This window comes from Leifsonia sp. fls2-241-R2A-40a (assembly GCF_030209575.1).
Lineage (GTDB): Bacteria > Actinomycetota > Actinomycetes > Actinomycetales > Microbacteriaceae > Leifsonia.
Window position 1 is genome coordinate 1022371 of the sequence record NZ_JARVRS010000001.1, and the last position, 25435, is coordinate 1047805.

Here is a 25435-nt window from a genome sequence, read left to right on the forward strand (position 1 = left end):
ATCCACTCTAAACGGAGCGAACGCGGCCAACCCAGCGAACGAGGCGCAGACAAGACAAGCGCCGGACCGTGAGGACCGACGCTTGAACTGCAGACTCGGGGTCTACTTCTTGTTGCGACGCTGGTGGCGCGTCTTGCGAAGAAGCTTGCGGTGCTTCTTCTTCGCCATACGCTTGCGACGCTTCTTGATAACGGAACCCACGTAGACCTCACAAAGATTCAGGGGTATGCCGCGGGGCGCGCGGCGACACGAGGTGACAGTCTACCGGACGTCAGGCAGAGTCCGCGACGCCGCCCTCCGGGAAGGTGGCCGCCTGCAGCAGGTGCTCGACGGCGGACTCGGGAACGCGGAACGAGCGACCGAAGCGGATCGCCGGAAGCTCGCCGGAATGGACGAGCCGGTACACGGTCATCCGGGAGACGCGCATCATGTCGGCCACCTCGGCGACCGTCAGGAAGCGGACATCCCGCAGATCGTGTGCCATGGTGCCGCCCTCCCTCTTTCCGGTCATCGTACTCGGGACGGTCAGTCCTTGCGCCACTTCTTCGGAGTGACCCTCTCGGTCGCCGACGAGACGCGGTGCCGGGTGTCGGCGAGGACCTTGCCGACCGTGCTCGCGAACTCCCGGGTCTCCTCCGCCAGGCGGGCGGTCAGCTCCAGGTCCTCATCGGATGCCGTGAACGGAATGACCCAGTCCTCGACGGCCTCCAGGGGTCCCGCGTCGAGGCGGTAGTAGCGATGCTGCCCCTCCTCGCGGACCGAGACGAGGCCTGCTTCGCGCAGCACTTTGAGGTGCTTGGACACCGTCGGCTGGCTCAGCTCGAGGGTGGCGACGATCTCGGACACGGATATCTCGCCGACGGAATGCACCGCATCCGAGTTGCGGTCCAGGAGCACCCGCAGGATCTCGCGCCGCGTCGGGTCGGCGATCACGTCGAAGATGTCGGCCATGTCCCCAGGCTAGCCATTCCCCCGGCGCAGTACCATGTCCGAAGCCCGCCCGACATTCGCAGACGACGGGAAGGACCAGACATGAGCGCCACCCGGGCGGTCGCCGGCCAGTCCGCTTCGCCGGCGGGACGCGTCCGCGCTGCGATCAACGAATTCGCCGCACGCAGTCCCTCTCGCTTCGCGATCCTCGTGTTCGCGCTGCTCATCCTCGTCTTCACGCTGCTGTTCTCGCTCCCGATCTCTTCGTCGAGCGGTCGCTGGACTCCGCTCGCGGACTCGCTCTTCACCGCGACCTCGGTGATCTGCGTGACCGGGCTCGCGACGGTGGACATGGCGACGCACTGGTCGATGTTCGGGCACCTGCTCGTCTACATCGGCGTGCAGGTTGGTGCCGTCGGCGTGCTGACCATGGCCTCCATCCTGGGTCTGGTCATCTCGCGCAAGCTCGGCCTCCGGGCCAAGCTGATGGCCGCGAGCGACAGCAATCCGTTGCGCATCCACGCGGGTCCGGTCGCCGAGGGGCAGGCGGTGCGGCTCGGGGAGGTGGGCAAGCTGCTGACGACCGTCGCAGCCAGCCTGGTCGTCATCGAACTGCTCGTGGCACTGCTGCTGTTCCCCCGCATGCTCATCGCGGGGATCGACGTGGGCACCGCTGCATGGGAATCCCTCTACTACGCGGCAATGGCGTTCACGAACACGGGATTCACGCCGAACGTGGAAGGCATCCAGGCGTTCGCGACGGACTACTGGTTCCTCAGCGCGCTCATGATCGGGGTGCTGCTCGGAGCGATCGGCTTCCCGGTCATCTTCGCGATCGCCTCCAACCTGCGCGAGAAGCGGCGCCGCTGGTCCATCCACGTCAAGCTCACGGTGATCACCTCGCTCGTCCTCCTGGTCGCGGGCGCGGTGCTCTACATCGTCCTGGAATACGACAACCCGAAGACCTTCGGGCATCTCGACGCCGGGCACACGATCTTCCAGTCGTTCTTCCTGTCCACCATGGCGCGATCGGGCGGCTTCTCCACGATCTCGATCGACGACCTGCACGGCTCGAGCATCCTCGTGACCGACATGCTGATGTTCATCGGCGGCGGCTCCGCATCCACGGCGGGCGGCATCAAGGTGACCACCCTGGCCGTCCTCTTCCTGGCCGCTTTCGCCGAGGCGCGGGGCGTGGACTCGATGGATGCGTTCCGCCGGCGCATCCCGATCGACGTGCTACGCCTCTCGGTCTCCGTCGCCCTGTGGGGCGCGACCATCGTGGCGGTGTCGAGTGTGCTCATCCTGCAGATCACGAAGGCGCCGCTCGACCACGTGCTGTTCGACGTCATCTCCGCCTTCGCGACCTGCGGTCTCTCGACGGGCCTGACCGAGCGCCTCCCGGACGCCGGCGTCTACGTCATGGTCGCCACGATGTTCTGCGGGCGCGTTGGTACAGTGACTCTCGCCGCGGCGCTGGCCCAGAGTCAACGGCGACAGCTGTACCAGAATCCCGAGGAGAGGCCGCTCGTTGGTTGACCGGATCAGACACAACGCGCCGGTGATCGTCATCGGCCTCGGACGGTTCGGGGCGGCGACGGCGGGCGAGCTGGATCGGCTGGGCCGCGAGGTGATGGCGATCGACACGGACCAGAACCTCGTCCAGAAGTGGGCCGACCGCGTCACGCACGCTGTGCAGGCGGATGCGCGGTCCATCGAGACGCTCCGCCAGGTCGGCGCGGAAGACTTCTCGATCGCGGTGGTGGCCGTCGGCTCCTCCATCGAGGCGAGCGTGCTCATCACGGCCAACCTCGTCGACCTGAAGGTGCCGCAGATCTGGGCGAAGGCGATCTCGAAATCGCACGGCAAGATCCTGGAGCGGATCGGCGCCAACCACGTCATCTACCCGGAGGCGGAGGCGGGCGAGCGCGCGGCGCACCTGGTGTCCGGGCGGATGCTGGACTTCATCGAGTTCGACGACGACTTCGCGCTCGTGAAGATGTACCCGCCGAAGCCGATCCGCGGGATGCGCCTCGGCGCCTCGGGAGTGCGCTCGAAGTACAACATCACCGTCGTCGGTGTGAAGAGCCCGGGCAAGCCGTTCACGTACGCCACGGCCGAAACGGTGGTCTCCGATCACGACCTCGTCATCGTCTCCGGTGCCTCCGCCGACATCGAGCGCTTCGCCGCCCTCGAGCCCTAGCCCCGGGTCAGCCGGCGGAAAGCTCGCGCGAGCGGGCGAGGGCCGCGTCGGTCGCGCGGGTGAAGAGCGCCGGGAGGTCGGCGTCCGCGAGGACGGCGATCGCGCGCTCGGTGGTCCCGTTCGGGCTCGTCACGCGGCGGCGGAGCTCGGCGGGGTCCTCGCCCGAGGACACGAGCAGCTCGGAGGCGCCGAGGAAGGTGCCGTTCACGAGGGTGGCCGCCTGCTCGCGGCTGAAGCCCTTCTGCACGGCCGCCTCGGTCAGCGCCTCGATGAGGAAGAAGACGTACGCCGGGCCCGAGCCCGAGATGGTGCCCAGCGCATCCAATTGCGACTCCGGCACCTCGACGACCTCGCCGACCGTCTCGAAGAGGGTACGCACGACGGCGAGGTCCTTGGGGTCGGTGCCGGATCCGGCGCTGATCCCCGTGACGGCCTTGCCCACCACCGCGGGCGTGTTCGGCATCGCGCGCACGACGGACACGGTGTCGGGCAGCAGCGACTCCATCGTCTCGGTGGTGACACCGGCCGCGACGCTGACGACGACCGTTCCCGGGGCCAGCGAGGCGGAGATCTCACCCAGCAGGTCGCGGACCATCGCCGGCTTGACGGCCACGATCACGACCTGGGCGCCGTCGACGGCGAGGCGGTTAGCCTCCGCGGTGGTCTCCGTCGCATACGCGGTCACGCCCGGCGTTCCGGCGAGCTCCGCAGCGCGCGCCTCCGACCGGTTGGTCACCCGGATCCCGGCCACCTGCACGCCGGGCGCAAGCAGCCCGCTGAGGATCGCGCGGCCCATCGAACCCGCGCCCAGCATGGCGATCGTCGGAAGCGTCACGTTCTGCGTGTCATCCATGCGGCCATCCTAGGATGAGGTGCATGAGCGCATCCGGCGGAAACAGAGCGATCATCGCGGCCTTCGCAGCCAATCTGGGGATCGCGCTGACGAAGTTCATCGCGTGGGCGTTCTCCGGTTCGTCGTCGATGCTCGCGGAGGGTGTGCACTCGCTCGCCGACTCCGGCAACCAGCTGCTCCTGCTGCTCGGCGGCCGGCAGTCGCGCCGCCAGGCGGACCGCGAGCACCCCTTCGGCTACGGCCGCGAGCGCTACGTCTACGCCTTCGTCGTCTCGATCATCCTGTTCTCGGTCGGCGGCGTCTTCTCGATCTACGAGGGCATCGAGAAGCTCACGCACCCGCATCCGCTCGAGAACGCGTGGCTGCCCATCCTCGTGCTCCTGATCGCGATCGGACTGGAGTCGTTCTCGTTGCGCACCGCGGTGAAGGAGTCGCGCCCGCACAAGGGCAGCCTGTCGTGGCCGCAGTTCATCCGCCGGGCGAAGGCACCCGAGCTGCCCGTCGTGCTGCTGGAGGATGTGGCCGCCCTGACCGGTCTGGTCTTCGCTCTCCTCGGTGTCGGGCTGACCGTCATTACGGGCAACAGCGTGTGGGATGGCGTGGGCACCGTCCTCATCGGCGCACTGCTCGTCTCCGTCGCGGTGGTGCTGGGCATGGAGACCAAGAGCCTCCTCGTCGGCGAGGGCGCGACGGATGCCGACCTGGCCGCGATCGAGCACGCCGTGACCGCCGGTCCGGAGGTCGAGCGGATCATCCACATGAAGACGCTGTACCTGGGGCCGGACGAGCTGATGGTCGCCGCGAAGCTGGCGTTCTCCGGCGAGCACCGCCTGGCGGATGTCGCGGCGGCGATCGATGTGGTCGAGCGCCGCATCCGCGACGCCGTCCCCGCCGCCCGGGTCATCTACATCGAACCGGATGTGTGGGTCGACCCGAACGAAGCCGCACCCGCCACCGACACCATCGTCATCAAGGGACTCGAGTGACCCGCACCGCCGTCATCCTGCAGCACGATCCGAGCATCCATCTCGGCAACATCGGTCCAGTGCTCGTCGAGCACGGCTACGACCTGCGGATCGTGGATGTGACCACCGAGGATGTCGCGGCCATCGATCCCGCAGAGGCGGACCTCGTGGTCGTCCTGGGCGGCGAGATGGGCGCGTACCAGACCGACGAGTTCCCTTTCCTCGACCGAGAGAAGGATCTGCTGCGCGCCCGCATCGGAGCGCAGCGTCCGACCCTCGGCGTGTGCCTGGGCGCCCAGCTGATGGCCGGCGCGCTGGGCGAGCGCGTCTACAAAGGCGAAACCATGCAGATCGGTTACCGGCGCGTCGAGGCGACCGACGCCGGCGCGGAGTCGCCGATCCGCCACTTCGACGGCGTTCCCGTGGTCGAGTGGCACGGCGACACCTTCGAGCTGCCGAAGGAGGCGACCCTGCTCGCGTCCTCGAGCGACTACTCGAACGAGGCGTTCGCGATCGGCGACTTCGCTCTCGCGGTGCAGTTCCATCCGGAGGTCACCGACGAGATGCACGAGACGTGGGTCTCCGACGGCTACAACGAGTTGGACGAGCACGCCATCGACCCGGATGCGATGCGGCGCGACCGCGAGGTGTACTCGGCAGCGATGCAGGAGGCCTCGCGCCGCGCGTTCTCCGAGTGGCTGGACGGGCTCCCCGCGTAAGCGGGCCCCCGCGCACGAACCGCCCGCGTCAGCGCTTGGCGCGGAAGAAGTTGAGCAGCACGTCGCCGCACTCCTCCGCGAGCACGCCCGCGAACACTTCGACGCGGTGATGCAGCCGCCGGTCGCGCAGCACGTCGTAGACCGAGCCGGCGGCGCCGGCCTTCTCGTCCCACGCGCCGAACACGACGGTCGGGACGCGCGCGGCCAGCACCGCGCCCGCGCACATGACGCACGGCTCGAGCGTGACGACGAGCGTGCATCCTTCGAGGTGCCAGTCCTCGCGCGACGCCGCCGCCTCCTGCAGGGCGAGCACCTCGGCGTGCGCCGTCGGGTCGTGGCGCAGTTCGCGCTCGTTCCGGCCGGTGCCGATGACCTCGCCGTTCTCGTCCACGACGATGGCGGCGACGGGCACGTCGCCCGTGTCGAAGGCGAGCCGCGCGTCCGCCAGGGCGCGACGCATCCACTGCTCGTAGGCGGCGGGCACGGTGAGGCTCACGGCGGGACCTCCGGGGATCGCGTCGGGGATGTTCGGCTAGCCTTGAGCCTATGCGAGTGCACGTTGCGGACCACCCACTCATCACCCACAAGCTGACGGTGCTCCGCGACAAGCGGACCCCGTCGCCGGTGTTCCGCCAGCTGACCGAGGAGCTCGTCACACTGCTCGCCTACGAGGCGACGCGCGGCGTCCGTGTCGAGCCGGTCGAGATCGAGACGCCGGTCACCACGACGATGGGTGTCGCGCTCAGCGAGCCGCGTCCGCTGGTCGTCCCCATCCTGCGCGCCGGGCTCGGGATGCTCGAGGGCATGGTGCGCCTGATGCCCACGGCCGAGGTCGGGTTCCTCGGCATGGTCCGCAACGAGGAGACCCTCGAGCCGACCACTTATGCGGAGCGCCTTCCGATGGACCTGTCGGACCGGCAGTGCTTCGTGCTCGACCCGATGCTCGCGACCGGCGGGTCGCTCGGTGCCGCCATCGAGTTCCTGTTCGCACGCAACGCGGTGGACGTGACGGCCATCTGCCTGCTCGCCGCACCCGAGGGCCTGGAGGCGCTGGAGAAGGCGACAGAAGGCCGCAACGTGACGATCGTCCTGGGCGCGCTCGACGAGCGCCTGAACGAGAACGGCTACATCGTCCCGGGTCTCGGCGACGCCGGAGACCGCCTCTACGGCACCGTCTAGCACCGCCGCAACATTGCGTAATGATTTGACACGTCGAGTCATCGTCGGTTTTACTAACGAGCATGACTGACAACTCGCGTACCCTGACCTCCTTCGAGGCCCCTGGGGATGCCGGCATGATGATGCCCGGCCGCGACTCGGTCATGTGTTGCCGAAAGTGTCGCTGATCTGACGACCCTTCGCCGAACAGCACCCCACCGACGCCATCCCGTCGTGATCGGGCGCATGTTCCCCGGGAACGCCACACTCACGCTCCCGCGCACCCGGCCCGCTCTCTAGGGCCACAACACAACACTTCCCGCAGAATCCCTCCTCTGCCGTACCCGCGGAGGCTTCAGCACAGGGATGCGGCGCATCATCACTTAAGGACTCGATTCCCATGTCTCTGGCCACCGTCGACACCGCCTTCACCCGCACCTCCGCCGTCTCGCCCGTCAGCCCCGTCCGCGCCGCAGCGCCGACGCCGGCCGCAACCGCTCCCGCTCCCGCCGCCGAGGCCGCTCCTCGCATCCGCGCCGTTCCCGAGGGAACCGAGGCCCGCGGCTTCGTCCTCTACGTCGGCATCGACGAGGCGAAGGCCGCTGAAGCCGGCACCGACCTCGGCCGCATCGTGGAGGCGCTGAAGCGCCTCACCGCGGAGCTGGCCCCCGCGGCGGAGACCTACGCCGCCGTCGCCCTGGCCCCGGCCGGCTCCGGCGGACGGGACGTGGATGTGGTCCGTCTCGCCCTGCAGGACCCGGCGGCCATCGCGAAGCACCGGCACGCCGCCACGGTCGACGAAGACGAGGACCGTGCGGCCTCCGGCGTCGTCGTCGACATCTCGCGCAAGCGGCTCGTGCTCGACAACCAGACCGTCGCGCTCACGTACAAGGAGTTCGAGCTGCTGCAGTACCTGGTGCTGCGCGAGGGCCGCACGATCGAGCGCTCCGAGTTGATCAGCTCGCTGTGGAGCGCCGCCGACGAGGACGAGATCCCGAACGAGCGCACCATCGACGTGCACGTCCGCCGCCTGCGCGCGAAGCTCGCCCGCTACGAGGACATCGTGCGGACGGTGCGCGGCGTCGGCTACCGCTTCGACCGCCACGCGGACGTCTCGATCCGCTACGCGAGCGCCCCCTCCCCCGACCTGTTCTAGCCGCCGAGCACTAGCCCCCGAGCACAGGAAAAACGGTCACGTTTCACGCCGAAACGCGACCGTTTTCCTGTGCTCGGGGGCTAGGACCGGGCTGGGGTCAGGCGGAGCGCTGGTAGACGCGGAAGGCGCTGGTCGCCCAGGCCGCCATCACGACGGCCAGCGCGGCCAGCAGTCCCGCGTGCAGCCACAGGGTCGCCCAGTCGGGGTGCGCGCTCAGCGCCTGGCGCCCGACGATCACCGCCCACTCGAACGGGTTGTATGCCGAGACGTTCTGCACCCACTCCGGCGACAGCTTCGTGTTCATGATGGCCGAGCTGAGGAACATCAGCGGCAGCGTCAGCAGCTGCGAGATGCCGATCAGCGCGGTCTGCTCGCGGGCCAGCAGCGCGACCGCGTTCGACAGCGAGCAGAACACCGCGGTGAGCAGCACGACCCCCAGCAGCAACAGCAGGATGCCGACCACTCCGCCGTCGAAGCGGGCACCCGCCCAGAGTGCGATCCCCACGACGACGAGCGACTGCACGACGGCGAGGATCGACTGGTACACGAGCGTGGACACGATCATCGCCGCACGGTTCGTGGGCGACGTGAGGAACCGGTCCATCACCCCACGGTCCATGTCCTGGATGTACACGGTGCCCGACCACGCGCTCCCGAACAGCGCGAGCATCATCACGACACCCGGCGTCAGGTACTCGAGATAGGTCTGACCCGCGGCGCCGAAGCCGGGGATGTTGATCACCGACTTGAACAGTTCGCCGAAGAGCAGCAACCAGATGATCGGCTGGACGAGGTTCATCACCAGGAACACGGGCAGGCGCCAGGCTGCGCGCAGCTGACGACCGGTCAGTAGCAGCGTGTGCGTGAGGAAGGTCGGGCCGCTCCGGCGGAGCGACGGCGACGTGGACGGAGTGAGGACTGCGGCGGTCATGATGCGTTCTCCAGGACGAACTCGGCGGACTCCTGAGCCCGCCTGAAGGTGCGGCCGGTGTGCCGCAGATAGACGTCGTCCAGGCTGGGCCGGGCGACCGTGGCGGAGGCGACCGGGATGCCGGCAGCCTCCAGTGCGGCGAGCGCGAGAGGAAGCGTCGCCGCTCCGCTGTCAGCGCGCGCACGCAGCGTGCGCCCGTCGCCGCCGACCTCGCGCAGTGCTTGCACCCGCTGGAGCGCAGCGAGACCGGCGAACGGGTCTGCGTCCGTGGCCAGTTCGACGATCACGGCGTCGCCGCGGAGGTCGTTCTTGAGTTCCTCCGGCGTCCCGCCGGCGACGACGCCGCCGTGGTCGACGATCACGAGGCGGTCGGCGAGCCTGTCCGCCTCATCCAGGTAGTGGGTCGTGAGCAGGACGGTCAGATTCTCGGCGGTCGTCATCCGGTCGAGCTCCAGCCACAGCTCGGCGCGCGCCTCCGGGTCGAGGCCGGTGGTCGGCTCGTCGAGGAACAGCACCTCCGGCCGGTGCATGAGACCGATGGCCACGTCGAGCTTGCGGGCCATGCCGCCGGAGTAGGTCTTCACCTGTCGTCGTGCGGCCTCGGCGAGTCCGAAGCGGTCGAGCAGCTCGCTCGCGCGGGCCGAGGCATCCCGCCCGGACATCCCCTGCAGACGTCCGGCGAGGACGAGGTTCTCGACTCCTGTGTCCATGGGGTCGGACACGGGCTTCTGGGCGACGAACCCGATGGCCCGGCGGACGCGGGTGGGATGCCGCGCCACGTCGATCCCGGCGACGAACGCCGTCCCCGAGTCGGCACGGGTGAGCGTGGACAGGATCTTCATCGTCGTCGACTTGCCGGCGCCGTTGGGGCCGAGCAGTCCGAAGACGGTTCCGGGCTGGGCTTCGAAGCTCAGGCCGTCGACGGCGCGGATCGGGGGCTTGCCCCGTCCTCCGCTGTAGGTCTTCACGAGGTGGTCGGCGGCGAGCGCCGGACCGGTTGCGGTTGCCATGGTGGCTTTCTCTCTTTCTGGTTGGGCAGCCACCGGCGCGGGTATCCTTGAAGACAGCCCTCGGTGACTGTTGACGCAGGTTCCTTGACGGAACGACTGAAGGTCTTGATGGCCGGAGAGTTGCCGCTCTCCGGCCATCGTTCTGCGGCGCCGCTGTCGGGCGCCGCCGGCTCACGGTGTGAACAGCGCGGCCGCCTCCTCTCCGAAGGCGCCGTCGGCGATGCGGCCGCGCAGCTCCTCCATGGTGATGCCCTGATCGAGCAGACGGTGCAGTTGCTCCCACCACTCGTAGCCGCCGACGGAGCGGTCGCGGATGCGGGACGCGAGGTCGGCGACGTAGGCGCGCTCCGCCTCCAGGACAGCCATCCGGTAGTGGAACTCGACCATGAACAGTTCGGGGAGCTCGCCGGACTGCGCGAGCAGTTCGCGGCGTGCGGCCAGGTCGGCGTCCAGCCGGTCGCGGCGCCCCTCGAGCAGGTCGGCGGCGACCGCCGGCGGAAGCATTGGGAGCAGGGAGAGGCCGGTCTCGATGGCCGGGTACTCCTTGACGGGCACGGCCACGAGCTCGCGCAGCCACTCCTCTGCTTCTCGTCGGCCGGCGGCGGTGATGGCGTAGACGACCCGCTCGGGGCGGTTGCCCTCGCGCTCGGTCTGGGCGACCTCGATGAAGCCGTTCTTCTCGAGCGACTTGATGACCGAGTAGAGAGAGCCGAAGTTGAGGCGGATGCTGTCCTCCTTGCCCCGCTCCTTCATCGTCGTCGTCATCTCGTACGGGTACATCGGTCGCTCCCAGAGGCAGGCCAGCACCGCGAGCGCCAGCGGGTTGGCCACCGCGCGTTTCGCCATAGGACTGCTCCTCTCCGATCGATTACTCGAATCAGAGTATTCGCTTTCGGATAGGCATGTCCACCCCGAAAAGTACGCATAGCGAATTCGCAGAAAAAATAACGACTTGATAACTAGATGCCGTTACCTCTTCGTTATATAGTTCAAGAGCAATGGTTGTTTGCTGTGGCAGCCATCGCGGAATGTGATTGCAGGACACTCTTGGTGCAAGGGAGAGGGCCGGCCGCTAGCCTCTGCGGTCGGCCCTCAATCTGTTAAGCGCCGCCTCCGGCCGTCCCCTTATTTCCGCCCCGTGGTGGCACGGATGCCGCTCCCCGCGCATGATGAGAAGATGCGAATGCATCGAGCTCGCAGAGGGAGGACCGGTCATGGCGGAGAGCGCGACAGCATCGGCACCCACCAATCGTTCCCGTATCAGCGCTGTCGGCGCGTGGGAGTCGCTGTTCCGGGCCCAGGTCGCGGTGATGCGCACACTGGCGGCGGAGTTCCCGACGCGGGACATCTCGTTCAACGAGTACGACGTGCTCTTCAACCTCTCGCGGCAGCCGAACCGCGAACTGCGCCTGCGCGACCTGAACAAGCACGTGCTGCTCACCCAGCCGAGCGTCAGCCGCCTGATCGACCGGCTGGTGGCGCGCGGTCTGGTCGACAAGGGACCGGAGCCCTCCGACGCGCGCGGCAGCGTGATCCGTCTCACCGACACGGGATTCGAGATGTTCCGGCGCGTGGCCGTCGATCATATGAAGACCATCACAGATCGGGTCGGCGGGCGGCTGACACCGGAAGAGCTGGAGACACTGGCCCAGCTCTGCGACAAGCTGCGCGACGCCTCCTGACGGGCTCCGTCCACAGGCACGCCCGGCCTTCGCTCCGCCCACAACCTGAGCGCCGAGGTCCCGAACCCGTCACCGCCGACGCGTAGTATTGCGGCCACGGTCGAATGGTTGCACTACGAGGAGAAGACGCATGAGATGGGGATGGGCGCCTGCCCTTGTGGGGTTCGTCGCACTGAGCGGACTGGCGGGTGTGCTCGCCGCAGCGGCGGTGACGCCCGCGGTCGCGCTCACGGGTAGCGCGGCGGATTCGACCATCAGCGTGTTCGACGGCCTCCCCGAGTACATCAAGGTAGAACCGCTCGCGCAGGCCTCCACGATGTACGCGCTCAGCAACGGCCAGCAGGTCCCCATCGCGACCTTCTACTCGCAGAACCGCATCGAGGTCGGCTGGGACGGCATCTCGCAGAACCTGAAGGACGCCGCGATCGCGACCGAGGACCCCCGGTTCTACGAGCACGGCGGCGTCGACGTCAGCGGCACCTTGCGCGGCGCGGTGCTCACCGCTCTGCACAAGTCGGTGCAGGGTGGTTCATCGATCACCCAGCAGTATGTGAAGAACATCCTGGTGCAGCGCTGCGAGAACAAGCAGCCCGACACGACCGCGACGGCGGCGGTGCAGAAGAAGCAGCTCACCGCATACGAGACCTGCTACGACGACGCGACCAAGGTCGACCCGTCGCGCAAGCTCAAGGAGATGCGTTACGCCATCGGGCTCGAGAAGGAGTACTCGAAGAACGACATCCTGCAGAGCTATCTGAACATCGCGCTCTTCGGCGGTCGGGTCTACGGCGTGCAGTCGGCGGCGGAGTACTACTTCGGCGTGGGCGCGAAGGACGTCAACCTGCAGCAGGCGGCGACGCTCATCGCCATCCTGAACAACCCGGACAACCTGCGCATCGACCGGCCGACCAGCAAGGAGAACGGCGCAGCGAACGGGTACAAGGAGACCCTCGACCGACGCAACTACGTGCTCGACCGGATGCTCGCCAATGGCAAGATCACCCCGGAGGAGCACGCCGCCGCCCGCGCCACCAAGGTGGAGCCGAAGATCACTCCCACGCAGAACGGGTGCATGACCGCGCAGCAGTACAACGCCGCGTTCTTCTGCGACTACGTCGAGCGGATCATCGACCAGGACGGCATCTTCGGCAAGACCGAGGACGACCGCTCCAACTTCCTCACCCGCGGCGGCCTGAAGATCTACACCACGCTCAACCTCGACCTGCAGAACCAGGCGCAGGCGGCCGTCAGCGCGTACATCCCGCCGGCCCACCCCAACCTCGACCTCGGGTCCTCGAACGTCTCGGTGGAGGTCGGTACGGGGCGTGTCGTCACCATGGTGCAGAACCGGCCGTACGACAACACTGCCGACCCGGCGCCGTACACGACCGCGGTGAACTACAACACCGATTACGACTACGGCGCCTCCGAAGGCTTCCAGACCGGATCGGCGTACAAGGTCTTCGACCTGCTCGAATGGCTGCAGGAAGGCCACTCCCTGTACCAATCGGTGAACGGGACGCAGCACCTCTTCCCGCAGAACCAGTTCCACGCCAGCGACCCGTGCAACGACATCGGTGGGGCTCCGTGGCCGGTGTCCAATGACGAGGGCGAATCGGTGACCTCCACGACGGTCATGAACGCGACGGCGGAGTCGATCAACACGATCTTCGCCAAGATGGCGACGCAGCTCGACCTGTGCGGCATCAAGCAGCGGGCCAAGGACCTCCTCGTGCACGGCGCGGACGAAGCGGCGAACCCGTTCATGGCGAACCCGTCGTCCGTGCTCGGCACGAACTACATCGCACCGCTGACGATGGCCACGGCATATGCGGGCCTCGCCAACAACGGAGTCGCCTGCAGCCCGGTCGCAATCGACAAGATCGTCGACGCGAGCGGAACAGCGCACCCCGTCCCCAAGTCGCAGTGCTCCACCACCCCGATCGACCCGCAGGTCGCCGCCGCAGCCATCTTCGCGCTGCAGGGCGTGCTGCGCGGCGGCGGGACGGCGGCATCCGCCAACCCGGGCGACGGCGTCCCGATCTTCGGCAAGACCGGCACCACGGACAACTCGGTCGAGAACTGGCTCGTCACCTCGACGACGAAGGTCGCCCAGGCGACCTGGGTCGGCAACGTGCAGGGCGGGGTCGCGCTCCGGAGCCAGAGCTTCCAGGGCATCGGCGGCGGCAACGTGAAGTTCGCGATCGCGAAGCGCATCCTGACCGCACTGGATGCGGTCTACGGTGGCAGCGCCTTCCCGTCGCCCAGCGGCAAGTTCACGACTGCTCCTCCCGCGCCGAAGCCGCCGAAGCCGGCGACCCCCGCCGCCCCGGCCGCGCCGGCGGCCCCGGCACCCGCTCCCGGACCGGGCAACGGGAAGGACAAGGGGGGCCACTAGGGCTCGGATCCTTCAGGTCAGCGGGCCACAACTGTCTAGCCATGCTGCGCGATATTCGGACTAGTGTTATCGCGTGGGACGCACTCCAGACCCGAACCGAAAGCCGGAACTCCTCGGCCGCATCATGGTGCACGTCGCGACCGAGCCGCTCTCGCGGATGACCTTCCGCAGCCTGGCGAGCGCGCTGGGCGTGAGCACGTATTCGTTCGTCTACCACTTCGGCTCCCGCCAGGAGATGATCGACGCCATCCTCGAAGAGGGCGTGCGGCAGCAGTCCGAGTCGCTGAACGGCGTGGATGTGACGGCGTTCGGCCGCGACCAGTTCCGCGACTGGTACAAGGAGGCGTTCCGCCATTCGCTGCGCGAGAACAACCGGACCGGTCTGCGGCTGCAGTTCGAGGCGGGCGCGCTCGAGCCGATCGACCCCGACATCGGCAAGCGCGTCACCACGTCGTTCACGCACTGGCGCGACACCGTCAAGAGCTGGCTCAAGAAGCAGGGCATCGAGACCCGGCGCGCCGGCGTCCTCGCGCACTGGCTGGTCGACTCCGCCGCCGGACTGCACTTCGGCTTCCTGATGACCGGCGACCGCACGGCGACGGTGCAGGCGTTCGACGTCTTCCTGAACGCCTTCCTTCGCGAAGCGTTCGGCGACTGACCCCTAGCGCGGCCGTCTAGCGCGTCCCGCGCTCCGCGACGGTCTTGACGCCCTCCAGCATCTGCGCCCAGTTGGCCTGCGAATGCTCCGCGGCCTCCCGGGTCGGGTTGTTGTCCTGGTCGAGCGTAATGCGCGTGCCGCCGCGGATCTCATCCAGCTCGTACCGCAGGGTGTGGTAGTTCTCGGGCTCGTCCGGCAGCCCGCTCAACGGGCTGAAGTGGGTGACGACGATCCGCCACGGCTCCAGCAGATCCTCCAATTCGATCACGCGACCGTGGTCCTCGAACGTCTTGCCCTGCCACTCGCCGCGCCAGACGATCTTCGAGCCGAGCCGCCAGTCCGAGACGATCTCGGCGCCGTACAGGATCTCCGGCCGCGACCCGTTGGAGGTGAGCAGCTCCCAGACCGCGCGCCGCGGCGCCTTCACGTCGATCTCGGCCCGCGCCACGTAGTTGCCCATCGTCGCCTCCCGGTTCGTGACGCCCATCCCACACCCCCGGGACGTCCCGCGCAAGGCGCGATCGCCGGGCTCAGCCGCGCGAGTAGACGACCGCCTCCCAGGGGCGCAGCGTGCCCGAGGCTGCGGACGTCTCCCCGTCCATGTTGCCGAGCACGACCTCTGCGCCGTCCCAGCCGGGCAGCGAAGCCGGCTCGAACGTCGCCACCGACCCGCTGAGGTTCGCGAGCACGAGGAGGGACTCGCCACCCAGGCTGCGCGTGTAGGCGAAGATCTGCGGATGCTCGGGCAGCACCAGGGTGTAGTCGCCGGTCGCCACCACCTCCGACCGGTGCCGCAGGTCGATCAGGGCACGGTAGTGCGCGAACACGGAGTCGCCGTCCGCCACCTCCGCCTCGGCATTGACCTCGTCCGCGTTCGGGTTGGCCGCGATCCACGGCGTCCCGCTCGTGAACCCGGCGTTCGGGCCGGCGGTCCACTGCATGGGCGTACGAGCATTGTCCCGGCTGGTCCGGCGCAGGGCCGCGAGCACCTGCTCCGCCGGCGCCCCGAGGATGTCGACCGCCTCGGCGTAGTGGTTCAGCGACTCGATGTCGCGGAAGTCGTCGATGGCGGCGAACGCCACGTTCGTCATCCCGAGCTCCTCGCCCTGGTAGACGTACGGGGTCCCGCGCATCAGGTGCAGCACCGTACCGAGCGCCTTCGCAGACGGGATGCGGTACTCGCCGTCGTCGCCGAAGCGGCTGACCACGCGCGGCTGGTCGTGGTTGTTCCAGTACAGGCTGTTCCAGCCGACCTCGGCGAGGCCCTCTTGCCACTTGGACAGGTTCCGCTTGAGGTCGAGCACGCTCGCCGGCCGGTAGTCCCACTTGCCGCCGGGCCCGTGGTCGAGGTCGACGTGCTCGAACTGGAACACCATGTCGAGCTCGTGGTTGCGCGGGTCCGTGAAGCGCTGCGCCTGCTCCACGTCCACCCCCGGCATCTCGCCCACCGTGAGGTACCGGTCGCCGCGTCCGGCGAACACCCGCTCGTGCATCTCGCGGATGAACTCGTGGATGCGCGGGCCGTCGACGAAGAACGGGAACGCGTCACCGTACAGGGCGCCAGCGGGCACCTCTCCGTCGGGCAGCTCGGTGACCTTGGAGATGAAGTTGATGACGTCCATCCGGAAGCCGTCGACCCCGCGGTCGAGCCACCAGTTCATCATCTCGTAGACCGCGTCGCGCACCTCCGGGTTCTCCCAGTTGAGGTCTGGCTGCTTGCGGGAGAAGAGGTGGAGGTAGTACTCGCCGGTCTGCGCATCCAGCTGCCAGGCGGGGCCGGAGAAGAAGGAGCCCCAGTTGTTCGGCTCGGCTCCGTGCTCCCCCGCCTGCTTCCCGTCGCGCGGCGCGCGCCACCAGTACCAGTCGCGCTTCGGGCTGTCGGTGGAGGACGCCGACTCGATGAACCACGGGTGCTCATCGGACGTGTGGTTCACCACGAGGTCCATGACGAGCTTCATGCCGCGGGCGTGCAGCCCGGAGAGCAGCTCGTCGAAGTCGTCGAACGTGCCGAACAGCGGGTCGATCGCGCGGTAGTCGCTGATGTCGTAGCCATTGTCGTCGTGAGGTGACGCGTAGATCGGCGACAGCCAGACCACATCGACGCCGAGCTGCTTGAGGTAGTCCAGATGCTGGATGATGCCCTGCAGGTCGCCGATGCCGTCACCGTCGCTGTCCGCGAAGCTCCGCGGATAGACCTGATAGACGACCGCCGACTGCCACCACTTGTCGCTCACCCCGCCACCCTACCCGGCGAGTTCCACCCGTCGTCCGGTGCGCGCGGAGTCGCGCGCAGCGAGTGCCACGCGCAACGCTTCGACCGCCGCGGACACGGGCGCTCGGCTGGGCGGGGACCCGGCGCCGACGCATTCCAGGAAGTAGCGGGCCTGCTCGGCGAAGGCGTCCCCCGCATCCGGCGATGCCGCATCCACCCCGGTGTCGCCGACCACCTCGAAGCTCGTGCGGAACGGCTGCCCCGCGGGCAGATCGGAGACGCTGAGCAGCTGTGCGATCCCGCCGTCGGCGTATTCGATAGTGGTGGCGACGGGCAGGCCGAACCCGGTTCCGCCGAGCGGCACGCTGCTGACGGCGACGGCACGTCCGAGGTAGGAGGCTGCCTGGTCGATGTCGTGGATCGCGAAATCGACGAGCATCCCGCCCGAGCGCTCCTCATCAGCCAGCCAGTCGTAGCCGGCGGGCGAGGCGGAGATGCGCGACGCCCGGACGACGCGTGGGCGCCCGACGGAACCTGCGGCGACCCGCTCGGCGAGGGCCGCGTACCCGGGGAAGAATCGCACGACATGGGCGACCATGAGCGTCCCAGCGGCCGGGGATGCGGCCGCCGCGACCCGCGCGGCATCCTCCAGCGTCAGCGCGATCGGCTTCTCGAGCAGGACGCTGCGCCCGGCCTCGAGCGCCTCGATGGCCAGGTCCGCGTGCGAAGGAGTCGGAGTGCAGATCGAGACGATCGTCACCGCCGGGTCGGCCAGTGCCTCGGACAGTTGCGTGGCCCAGCGGGCGCCTGCCGCATCCTCCAGCGACGGACGTCGTCGGGGCGAGACGACCCAGCGCACCGGTACCCCGTTCGCGGCCCACGCCGACGCGTGAGCCTGCCCCATCCGCCCCGCGCCGACGATCGCGACGCCGTGGGTCACCGCACGCCGGTCCACCGCATGACGCGTCACCGCACGACGAGGTCGACCCGCGCGGGATCGAACACCGAGTCGAGGATGAGACGGCCGGCGCCCCGAATTCCGGCGTTCTCCTTCGCGGTGCTGACCGCGATGTCCAGCTGGTCCGTGATCATCGGCAGGCAGTCCGAGTAGATGGCCGAGCGGACGCCGGCGACGAACGCCTCCGCCTCCCCGAGGATGCCGCCGAGCACCAAGCGCTGCGGGTTGAAGAAGTTCATGATCGTCGCGAGCACGCCGCCGGTGCGGAGTCCCGCTTCGCGGAGCTCCTGCGTTGCGCGGGGATGCGCGTCGCGGGCGAGCGCGAGCACGTCGCGGGTGTCGTCGACCTCGACGCCTGAGGCGCGCAGCGCCTGGACGATCGCGGCACCGCCGGCCACCGCATCCAGGCAGCCGATGCGACCGCACGAGCACAGCACCGCCGGCGCACCGGGCACGGTGACGTGGCTGATGTCGCCGGCCATGCCGTGGTGGCCGCGGTAGACGCCGCCGAACGCGACGATCCCGCACCCGATGCTGGATCCCGCCTTGACGAAGACGAGCTCGCCGACATCCCCGCCCAGGGCGTCGTACTCGCCGAGCGCCATCAGGTTCGCGTCGTTGTCCGCCGCGGCTGGGAGCCCGGTGATGGCGCTCAGCTCGGCGGCGACGTCCACGCCGTTCCACCCGGGCATGCGCGACGGCGAGACCATGCGGCCCGTCGTCGAATCGACCGGCCCGGGCAGGCCGATGCCGAAACCGCGGAGGGTCTGGCCGGGCTGTGCGTGCTCCGCGACGAGCTCGCGGGCGACGTCGGCGATCCAGCCGAGGACGGCGCCCGGGCCGGTCCCGATGTCCATCTGCTCCGTGCGCGCGACGAGGATGCGGCCGCTCAGGTCGATCAGGCCGAAGGTCGCGTGGTGGGAGCCGAGGTCGGCGGCGCAGACGACGCCGGTCGACGCATCCACTTCGAGGGCCCGCGGCCGCCGTCCGCCGTGCGACACCCCGGCGCCCGCCTCGCGGAGATAGCCGGCGGCGATGAGCGCGTCGACGCGCTGCGACACGGTGGACGGGGAGAGCCCGGTGCTGCGGGCCAGGTCGGCGCGGGAGCGCGAGCGGCCGGACCGGACGAGGTCCAGGATGCCGCCCGGGGTCCCGGGGCCGGCTGCGAACGGATTCGCCGCCTCGACCGTGCTCGTCATCGCCGCATTCCCATCGCCGCATCCCCTCCGGGCGGAGGCTCCGTGCGCCCCGCTGCGTTGAGAATACTGTACCGACTTCGTTCGATATCGCATTAACTAATTTCGATATTGCGGACAACGCGAGACACTTAGTACGCTCGTCGAAACCTGCCCGACAACGATGCGAGGAACCGATGACAGCAACGGACGCCCAGCCGATGGTGAGCCTGCGCGCGGTCGACAAGTACTTCGGCGACCTCCACGTGCTGCAGAACATCGACCTCGACGTCGCCGAGCGCGAGGTCGTCGTCGTCGTCGGGCCGTCGGGTTCCGGCAAGTCGACGCTCTGCCGGTCCATCAATCGCCTCGAGACGATCGACGCGGGCGAGATCCGCGTGGACGGCGAACTCCTTCCGGACGAGGGCGCGCCGCTGGCGAGGCTCCGGGCCGAGGTCGGCATGGTCTTCCAGTCGTTCAACCTCTTCGCGCACCGCACGATCCTCGAGAACGTCATGCTCGCTCCCCTGAAGGTCCGCAAGCTCGGCAAGGAGGCCGCGCGCGCCCAGGCGATGCAGCTCCTCGACCGCGTGGGCATCGCCGACAAGGCGGACAGCCACCCGGCGCAGCTCTCCGGCGGACAGCAGCAGCGCGCCGCGATCGCCCGCGCGCTCGCCATGCAGCCCAAGGTGATGCTCTTCGACGAGCCCACCAGCGCACTCGACCCCGAGATGGTCGGCGAGGTGCTCGACGTGATGACCTCCCTCGCCAAAGAGGGCATGACCATGATCGTGGTCACCCACGAGATGGGCTTCGCCCGCCGCGCGGCAGATCGCGTCGTCTTCATGGACCGCGGTCAGATCGTCGAACAGGCGCCGCCCGCACAATTCTTCGACTCGCCGGCCACCGCGCGGGCGCAGTCGTTCCTGGCCGCCGTGCTGTCGCACTGACACGCGCCCGCGCGAGGCCGCGCACCACCGTTCCACATCACACCCCGCCCACCTAAGAAAGGGATGCATCCCATGACCCGCAGCATTCGCAGGAAGAGCGCCGTCGCCGGCGTCCTGCTCGCGGCCGTGACGCTGGCCGTCACCGCCTGCTCCGGAAACACGGCACTGCCCGGCAGCGACGCCAGCTCGACCGCGTCCGGAGACTCCGTGCTCGCCGGCGCGCCCGTCGCGAAGTCCGACCTCATCATCTCCGGCTCGACCATGGAGAAGATCAAGAAGCGCGGCAAGCTCATCGTCGCCGAGGCGCTCGACGCCCCGCTGCTGTCGCAGCAGGACCCGACCGACCCCTCCCAGGTGAACGGCTTCGACGCCGAGCTCGCCAAGCTGCTCGCCACCTACATCATCGGCAAGCCGAACGTCGAGATCGTGCCGCCGGCGTCCGAGACGCGCGAGGCGATGCTGCAGAACGACACCGTCGACGTGGTCTTCAACACGTACACGATCACGGAGGAGCGGGCCAAGCAGGTCGACTTCGCCGGACCGTACTTCGAGTCGGGCCTGGCCGTCGCGGTCAAGAGCGACAACAAGGACATCAAGAGCTACAAGGACATCGACGGCAAGAACGTGATCGTCGGCGCCAACACGCCTGCCGTCACCGAGGTGCCGAAGATCGCCCCGAAGGCGACCGTCACCGCGTTCGGCACCGACCCGGCCGCCGTCCAGGCCCTGATCCAGGGCCGCGGCGACGCCTACGTGCAGGACTACACCCTGCTCGCCAGCGACGCCGCCAGCGAGAAGCAGATCAAGGTCGTCGGCAACCCCTTCACGAAGGAGCCGTACGGCATCGGCCTCAAGCACGGTGACGACGACTTCAAGAAGTTCGTCAACGAGTGGCTGAAGACCATCCAGAAGGGCGGCCAGTGGGGCAAGGCGTGGAAGACCACGCTCGGCACCGTGACCGACTCGGATGTGCCCACGGCACCGGAGATCGGGTCCGTCCCCGGCTCCTGAGCCGGCGGGCTTCTGAACCGTAGGGTTCCGAGCCCTTCTGCACCAGACCGGTCGGATGCGCGTGGAGGCGACCCCCACGCCCGCGCGCATCCGGCCTTCCCCTCCCCACCCGATCTGTCGGACGAGAGAACGATGAACCCCCTGATCGACAACCTGGGACCGTTGGTCCAGGCGCTGGGCACGACCCTGCTGATGGCCGTGGTGGCCGGCGTCGGGTCCATCGTGCTCGGCGTGCTGGTGACGATCGCTCGCGTCAGCCCCATCCCGGTGCTGCGCGCCGCGGCGTTCCTCTACGTCCAGTTCTTCATCAACGTGCCGCTGCTGGCACTACTGCTGCTCGCGGTCTTCGCGCTCCCGGATGCGGGCATCCTGCTGCCGCTGACGCCGACCGCGATCATCGTGCTCACCGTCTACGAGGCGGCGTACGTCGCCGAAGCCGTCCGCTCGGGTGTGAACACCGTCCCCGTCGGGCAGGTCGAGGCGTCCCGCGCGCTCGGCCTCACCCTCTGGCAGTCGCTGCGGTACGTCGTCGTCCCGCAGGCGCTGCGCGCGGTCGTGCAGCCGATCGGCAACGTGATGATCGCGCTCGCGATGAACACCGCCCTCGCGGCTGCCGTCGGCGTCGTCGAACTCACCGCCGAGGTCAACAAGGTGAACCTCGTCGCGGCGCAGCCCATCCTGATCTTCTCCAGCGCAGGACTCCTCTACATGGCCATCGCCCTCGCCATCGGCCTCGCCGCCGGCTGGGTCGAGCGGAAGGTGGCGATCGCCCGATGACCGCGCAGCTCATTCCGGATCGCCCGGCGCCCGTGCGCGCCCGCCGGACCAAGCGCCGCTACGACGCCGCCTTCATCTACGACGTGCCCGGCCCGCGCGGCCGGCGCAACATCCTGCTCGGCTCGATCGTCAGCGTTGTGCTGTTCGCGGTCGTCGTGGGCCTGGGGCTCTGGCAGTTCGCCGCCCACGGCCAGCTCGCACCCGAGCGCTGGGCTCCGTTCACCGAGTGGGCGATCTGGCAGTACCTGCTGGTCGGCCTGCTCGGCACGCTGGAGGCGGCGGCGATCGTCGCTGTGCTCGGTGCGGTGCTCGGCGTGCTCCTCGCGCTCGGCCGCGTCAGCCACGTGCGCTGGGTGCGCATCCTGTGCGGGCTCTACATCGAGATCGCCCGCACGGTGCCGGTGCTGCTGGTGATCTACCTCATGCTCTTCGGCCTCCCGCAGCTCGGCATCAACCTGCCGACGCTGTGGAAGCTGGTCGTGCCGCTCACCATCGCCAACGCGGCCGTGTTCGCGGAGATCGTGCGCGCCGGCATCCTGAGCCTCCCGCGCGGACAGCGCGAGGCCGCGCTCAGCCTCGGGATGCGCCCGGTGCAGGCCATGACGTACGTCGTGCTCCCCCAGGCTGTCCGCAATGTCACGCCGTCCCTGGTCACGCAGTTCGTCAGCCTTCTGAAGGACACCTCGCTCGGCTACATCGTCGCGTTCACCGAACTGCTGTATCGCGGTCAGGTGCTGGCGTCGTACCTGCACCTGCTCATCCCGACCTATGTCGCGGTCACCGTCATCTACCTCGTCGTCAACGGCAGCCTGTCGGCGTTCGCGTCGCGGCTGCAGCGCGGCTCCCGGCGCCGGTCGGCTCCCGCGCCGGTCGTCGCGGCGCTTCCCGTCCTGCCCGCCGTCGCCGCCGTGGAGCACGAGGCCGACGACACCGATACAACGAAAGCCGACCATGTCTGACGCCGCCCCCACCGTCTCCATCCCGACCTCCGTGGGCTTCGACGAGCTCGCTGAACTCGCGGTCGTCCGCCGCTCCGGCCTCATCGAGAGCCGGCACTTCGGCAGCCTCATCGCGCTCGACCCGTCCGGGTCGCCGCTTCTCGAGCTCGGCCGGCCGGATGCGGTGATCCTCCCGCGCAGCACGGTCAAGCCGCTGCAGGCGCTGGCCTGCCTCACCGCCGGCGCGCCGCTGGCCGGCCTGGAGCTGGCCATCGCGGCCGGCAGCCACACGGGCGAGGACGAGCACGTACGTCTGGTCCGCGAGCTGCTCGCGCGGGCGGGCGTGGACGACTCCGCACTCGGCTGCCCGGTCGACCGGCCGGAGGACGAGGCGACGTTCGAGCGGATGCTGCGCGACGGCGAAGGACGTTCGCGCGTGCGGATGAACTGCTCCGGAAAGCACGCGGCCATGCTTCTCGCCGCGGCGACCAACGGCTGGCCGACCGACGGCTACCTCGACACGGCGCATCTCCTGCAGCAGCACATCCGCGACACGATGGCCGAGGTGACCGGCGTGCCGGTCGGCCACGACGCGATCGACGGCTGCGGAGCCCCGCTGTTCGGGACGAGCGTCCGCGGGATCGCCCGCGCGTTCGGTCGGCTCGTGCAAGCCGAGCCGGGGACCCCGGAGCGAGCGGTCGCGGACGCCATGCGCGCGCATCCGTACTACGTCGGCGGTTCGGGCCACCAGAACACCACGCTCATGGAGACGGTGCCCGGAGCGCTCGCCAAGGGCGGCGCCGAGGGCGTCATCGGGGTCGCGGCGGCCGACGGTACGGCGGTGGCCATGAAGATCGTGGACGGCAGCCCGCGGGCGACCACTCTGCTCGCGCTGCGGGTGCTCGAGGCGCTCGGCACTCCGATCGCCGGCGCCCGAGCGCTGGTCGACCTGCCGGTGCTCGGCGGCGGCGTGCCGGTGGGCGCGATCGAGGTCGGGGCCGACCTGGCGGCGGCGCTGGAGCGCCTCGCGCCGGAGCGCCTCGCGTGACCCTCGTAGAGATCTGCCTCGACGACCTGGCGGGTGTCCGCGTGGCCGAGGAGGCCGGAGCGGATCGCATCGAACTCTGCGCGGCGCTCGGCGACGGAGGCATCACCCCGTCGATCGGCACGGTCGCAGGCGCCCTGCGGGCGGCATCCCGGATCGGCATCCAGGTGCTCATCCGCCAGCGTCCCGGCGACTTCGTGTACAGCGACGACGAACTGCAGGCGATGGTGGACGACATCCACTCGATCCGCGCCCTGCCGAACCCTGCCGGTGTGGCGCTCGGATTCGTCGTGGGCGCGTTGCGGCCCGACGACCGGATCAACGTGGATGCGACCCGGCGTCTGGTCGCCGCGTGCGGCGACGCGCCGGTGACGTTCCATAAGGCGTTCGACCAGGTGCCGGACCGCAGTGAAGCGCTGGAACAGCTGGCGGACCTCGGCGTCGCACGCGTGCTCACCTCGGGTGGAGCGATGACGGCGCTCGATGGAGCCGAGGAGCTCGCGCGGCTGGTGGAGCAGGCCGGCGACCGCGTGGCGATCCTCGCCGGGGGCGGCGTGCGGCCGGCGAACGCGGCGGAGGTCGTCGAGCGCTCGGGAGTGTGCGAAGTGCACCTGCGTGCGATGGCGCGGGTGGCGACAGCGGGAGCGGGGACGCCCACGGCGTACGACTCCGGCGAGCGCGAGGTCACGTCCGGCGAGGTCGTGCGGGCGGTCGTCGCGGCGGTGCGCGCCGTGCGAGCGGAGCGCACCGCATGAGCGCGCTTCCGGTCGTCCTCGCGGTCGACCTGGGCGGAACCGCGATGAAGGGCGCCGTGGTCGGCGAGGACGGCGCGGCCGCGGCCGAGTCGATCCTCGCAACTCCGACCGACGACATCCTGCCCGCGCTCGTCCGTCTGCTCGAGGACCTGCGGCGGACCGCGATGGACGACGGACACGACGTCGTCGGCGCCGGTGTCGTCACGCCCGGGATGCTGGATGAGCAGCGCGGTGTGGTCCACTACGCCTCCAATCTGGGGTGGCGCGACGTGCCGCTGCTCGACATCCTGCGCGCGGAGCTGCGGCTGCCGGTCGCGGTCGGCCACGACGTGCGCGCCGCAGGGCTGGCCGAGCGCAACACCGGCGCCGCACGCGGCTTCGGCGATTTCACCCTCGTGCCCATCGGCACCGGGGTCGCGGCCGCGCTCGTCTCGGCCGGCGGCGCCGTCACCGGCGCGACCGGCGCTGCGGGCGAGTTCGGGCACATCCCCGTCATCCCCGGCGGAGAGCCCTGCACGTGCGGGCAGCGCGGGTGCCTCGAGGTCTATATGTCCGGCGCCGGCGTCTCGCGGCGGTACCAGGCGGCCGGCGGCGAGCCGCTCAGCACGCGGCGGATCGTCGAGCGGCTGGGCGGCGACGCGCTGGCCGACCGGGTGTGGTCGGAGGCGCTGGATGTGCTCGCGCAGGGGCTCAACATCCTGACGCTGCTGCTCGATCCCGGACTGATCGTGCTCGGCGGCGGGGTCTCCCACGCGGGCGACGCGTTGTTCGGGCCGCTGAGCGACCGCATGTCGGCCGGCCTCGCCTGGCGCGACCGGCCGCCGGTCGTGCGCAGCGCGCTCGGCGGCGACGCCGGCCGCACGGGCGCCGCGCTGCTCGCCTTCGACGCCGCGCGCTGACGCGCCCGCTCCCGCCCCCGCCCCCGCTCCCGCTCCATCTAGTTGACGCAAC

General features: G+C 69.4%; 28 protein-coding genes. 16 read left to right on the plus strand and 12 right to left on the minus strand.

Annotation, left to right across the window (positions count from 1 at the left end):
* Positions 1 to 102: 102 nt before the first annotated feature.
* The 3 genes from QRN40_RS05090 to QRN40_RS05100 form a co-directional block, all read right to left on the minus strand.
* Positions 103 to 201 carry a 30S ribosomal protein bS22 gene (locus QRN40_RS05090; protein WP_003792170.1) on the minus strand — a complete coding sequence of 33 codons (99 nt, stop codon included), beginning with the start codon at positions 199 to 201 and terminating at the stop codon, positions 103 to 105.
* 70 nt (positions 202 to 271) lie between these two features.
* Positions 272 to 484, minus strand: a complete 213-nt coding sequence (locus QRN40_RS05095; protein WP_285114419.1) for a helix-turn-helix domain-containing protein — start codon at positions 482 to 484, stop codon at positions 272 to 274.
* A 41-nt stretch (positions 485 to 525) separates the two neighbouring features.
* Positions 526 to 951, minus strand: coding sequence for an ArsR/SmtB family transcription factor (locus QRN40_RS05100; RefSeq protein ID WP_285114420.1), 426 nt, complete (start codon positions 949 to 951; stop codon positions 526 to 528).
* A gap of 81 nt (positions 952 to 1032) precedes the next feature.
* Between QRN40_RS05100 and QRN40_RS05105 the strand changes: the two genes are divergently transcribed.
* Together QRN40_RS05105 and QRN40_RS05110 are read left to right on the plus strand one after the other, a co-directional pair.
* The gene (locus QRN40_RS05105; RefSeq protein WP_285114421.1) at positions 1033 to 2469 is read left to right on the plus strand and encodes a TrkH family potassium uptake protein; all 1437 of its coding nucleotides are present in this window, start codon (positions 1033 to 1035) and stop codon (positions 2467 to 2469) included.
* Complete coding sequence (locus QRN40_RS05110; protein ID WP_285114422.1) at positions 2462 to 3133, plus strand: potassium channel family protein; 672 nt, start codon at positions 2462 to 2464, stop codon at positions 3131 to 3133. The genes QRN40_RS05105 and QRN40_RS05110 overlap by 8 nt, the downstream gene beginning before the upstream one ends.
* Before the next feature lie 7 nt (positions 3134 to 3140).
* On the opposite strand, the gene proC is transcribed toward QRN40_RS05110, so the two are convergent.
* Positions 3141 to 3986 (minus strand): pyrroline-5-carboxylate reductase, encoded by an 846-nt coding sequence (proC, locus tag QRN40_RS05115; protein WP_285114423.1) that lies wholly within the window; start codon positions 3984 to 3986, stop codon positions 3141 to 3143.
* A gap of 23 nt (positions 3987 to 4009) precedes the next feature.
* On the opposite strand from proC, the gene QRN40_RS05120 reads away from it, so the two are divergent.
* Together QRN40_RS05120 and QRN40_RS05125 are read left to right on the plus strand one after the other, a co-directional pair.
* Positions 4010 to 4972 carry a cation diffusion facilitator family transporter gene (locus QRN40_RS05120; RefSeq protein ID WP_285114424.1) on the plus strand — a complete coding sequence of 321 codons (963 nt, stop codon included), beginning with the start codon at positions 4010 to 4012 and terminating at the stop codon, positions 4970 to 4972.
* A complete protein-coding gene (locus QRN40_RS05125; protein WP_285114425.1) occupies positions 4969 to 5670 on the plus strand; it encodes a glutamine amidotransferase in 702 nt (233 codons plus the stop codon). The genes QRN40_RS05120 and QRN40_RS05125 overlap by 4 nt, the downstream gene beginning before the upstream one ends.
* A gap of 28 nt (positions 5671 to 5698) precedes the next feature.
* Here QRN40_RS05125 and tadA read toward each other — a convergent pair whose 3' ends face one another.
* The gene (tadA, locus tag QRN40_RS05130) at positions 5699 to 6166 is read right to left on the minus strand and encodes a tRNA adenosine(34) deaminase TadA (RefSeq protein ID WP_502878897.1); all 468 of its coding nucleotides are present in this window, start codon (positions 6164 to 6166) and stop codon (positions 5699 to 5701) included.
* A 50-nt stretch (positions 6167 to 6216) separates the two neighbouring features.
* On the opposite strand from tadA, the gene upp reads away from it, so the two are divergent.
* On the plus strand, positions 6217 to 6849 hold the full coding sequence (gene upp / locus QRN40_RS05135; protein WP_285114426.1) for a uracil phosphoribosyltransferase: 633 nt from the start codon (positions 6217 to 6219) through the stop codon (positions 6847 to 6849).
* Between the two features lie 379 nt (positions 6850 to 7228).
* Complete coding sequence (locus QRN40_RS05140; protein ID WP_285114427.1) at positions 7229 to 7984, plus strand: winged helix-turn-helix domain-containing protein; 756 nt, start codon at positions 7229 to 7231, stop codon at positions 7982 to 7984.
* Between the two features lie 97 nt (positions 7985 to 8081).
* On the opposite strand, the gene QRN40_RS05145 is transcribed toward QRN40_RS05140, so the two are convergent.
* From QRN40_RS05145 to QRN40_RS05155, 3 genes are all read right to left on the minus strand, one after another.
* On the minus strand, positions 8082 to 8915 hold the full coding sequence (locus QRN40_RS05145) for an ABC transporter permease (RefSeq protein WP_285114428.1): 834 nt from the start codon (positions 8913 to 8915) through the stop codon (positions 8082 to 8084).
* Positions 8912 to 9925 (minus strand): ABC transporter ATP-binding protein, encoded by a 1014-nt coding sequence (locus QRN40_RS05150; protein WP_285114429.1) that lies wholly within the window; start codon positions 9923 to 9925, stop codon positions 8912 to 8914. The genes QRN40_RS05145 and QRN40_RS05150 overlap by 4 nt, the downstream gene beginning before the upstream one ends.
* 171 nt (positions 9926 to 10096) lie before the next feature.
* A complete protein-coding gene (locus QRN40_RS05155; protein ID WP_285114430.1) occupies positions 10097 to 10771 on the minus strand; it encodes a PadR family transcriptional regulator in 675 nt (224 codons plus the stop codon).
* A 368-nt stretch (positions 10772 to 11139) separates the two neighbouring features.
* Between QRN40_RS05155 and QRN40_RS05160 the strand changes: the two genes are divergently transcribed.
* From QRN40_RS05160 to QRN40_RS05170, 3 genes are all read left to right on the plus strand, one after another.
* A complete protein-coding gene (locus QRN40_RS05160; RefSeq protein WP_285114431.1) occupies positions 11140 to 11607 on the plus strand; it encodes a MarR family winged helix-turn-helix transcriptional regulator in 468 nt (155 codons plus the stop codon).
* A 130-nt stretch (positions 11608 to 11737) separates the two neighbouring features.
* On the plus strand, positions 11738 to 14005 hold the full coding sequence (locus QRN40_RS05165) for a transglycosylase domain-containing protein (protein WP_285114433.1): 2268 nt from the start codon (positions 11738 to 11740) through the stop codon (positions 14003 to 14005).
* Between the two features lie 73 nt (positions 14006 to 14078).
* A complete protein-coding gene (locus tag QRN40_RS05170; RefSeq protein WP_285114436.1) occupies positions 14079 to 14663 on the plus strand; it encodes a TetR/AcrR family transcriptional regulator in 585 nt (194 codons plus the stop codon).
* A gap of 16 nt (positions 14664 to 14679) precedes the next feature.
* On the opposite strand, the gene QRN40_RS05175 is transcribed toward QRN40_RS05170, so the two are convergent.
* From QRN40_RS05175 to QRN40_RS05190, 4 genes are read right to left on the minus strand one after another with little or no spacing between them, the layout of a single operon-like run.
* On the minus strand, positions 14680 to 15150 hold the full coding sequence (locus tag QRN40_RS05175) for an SRPBCC family protein (RefSeq protein ID WP_285114439.1): 471 nt from the start codon (positions 15148 to 15150) through the stop codon (positions 14680 to 14682).
* A gap of 43 nt (positions 15151 to 15193) precedes the next feature.
* Positions 15194 to 16897 (minus strand): alpha-glucosidase, encoded by a 1704-nt coding sequence (locus tag QRN40_RS05180; RefSeq protein WP_285114440.1) that lies wholly within the window; start codon positions 16895 to 16897, stop codon positions 15194 to 15196.
* A gap of 9 nt (positions 16898 to 16906) precedes the next feature.
* Entirely contained in the window at positions 16907 to 17845 is a 939-nt protein-coding gene (locus QRN40_RS05185; RefSeq protein ID WP_285114441.1) for a Gfo/Idh/MocA family protein, read from the minus strand.
* The gene (locus tag QRN40_RS05190; RefSeq protein WP_285114442.1) at positions 17842 to 19032 is read right to left on the minus strand and encodes an ROK family transcriptional regulator; all 1191 of its coding nucleotides are present in this window, start codon (positions 19030 to 19032) and stop codon (positions 17842 to 17844) included. The genes QRN40_RS05185 and QRN40_RS05190 overlap by 4 nt, the downstream gene beginning before the upstream one ends.
* Positions 19033 to 19205: 173 nt before the next feature.
* On the opposite strand from QRN40_RS05190, the gene QRN40_RS05195 reads away from it, so the two are divergent.
* The 7 genes from QRN40_RS05195 to QRN40_RS05225 all read left to right on the plus strand — a co-directional run bounded on the left by QRN40_RS05195 (position 19206) and on the right by QRN40_RS05225 (position 25383).
* A complete protein-coding gene (locus tag QRN40_RS05195) occupies positions 19206 to 19958 on the plus strand; it encodes an amino acid ABC transporter ATP-binding protein (RefSeq protein ID WP_285114443.1) in 753 nt (250 codons plus the stop codon).
* A 72-nt stretch (positions 19959 to 20030) separates the two neighbouring features.
* A complete protein-coding gene (locus tag QRN40_RS05200) occupies positions 20031 to 20969 on the plus strand; it encodes a glutamate ABC transporter substrate-binding protein (RefSeq protein ID WP_285114444.1) in 939 nt (312 codons plus the stop codon).
* A 132-nt stretch (positions 20970 to 21101) separates the two neighbouring features.
* Complete coding sequence (locus QRN40_RS05205; protein WP_285114445.1) at positions 21102 to 21746, plus strand: amino acid ABC transporter permease; 645 nt, start codon at positions 21102 to 21104, stop codon at positions 21744 to 21746.
* A complete protein-coding gene (locus QRN40_RS05210; protein ID WP_285114447.1) occupies positions 21743 to 22705 on the plus strand; it encodes an amino acid ABC transporter permease in 963 nt (320 codons plus the stop codon). Before QRN40_RS05205 ends, QRN40_RS05210 begins: the two co-directional genes overlap by 4 nt.
* On the plus strand, positions 22698 to 23732 hold the full coding sequence (locus tag QRN40_RS05215) for an asparaginase (protein WP_285114448.1): 1035 nt from the start codon (positions 22698 to 22700) through the stop codon (positions 23730 to 23732). Before QRN40_RS05210 ends, QRN40_RS05215 begins: the two co-directional genes overlap by 8 nt.
* Entirely contained in the window at positions 23729 to 24484 is a 756-nt protein-coding gene (locus QRN40_RS05220) for a copper homeostasis protein CutC (RefSeq protein ID WP_285114449.1), read from the plus strand. The genes QRN40_RS05215 and QRN40_RS05220 overlap by 4 nt, the downstream gene beginning before the upstream one ends.
* Positions 24481 to 25383, plus strand: a complete 903-nt coding sequence (locus QRN40_RS05225; protein WP_285114450.1) for an ROK family protein — start codon at positions 24481 to 24483, stop codon at positions 25381 to 25383. The genes QRN40_RS05220 and QRN40_RS05225 overlap by 4 nt, the downstream gene beginning before the upstream one ends.
* Positions 25384 to 25435: the final 52 nt, after the last annotated feature.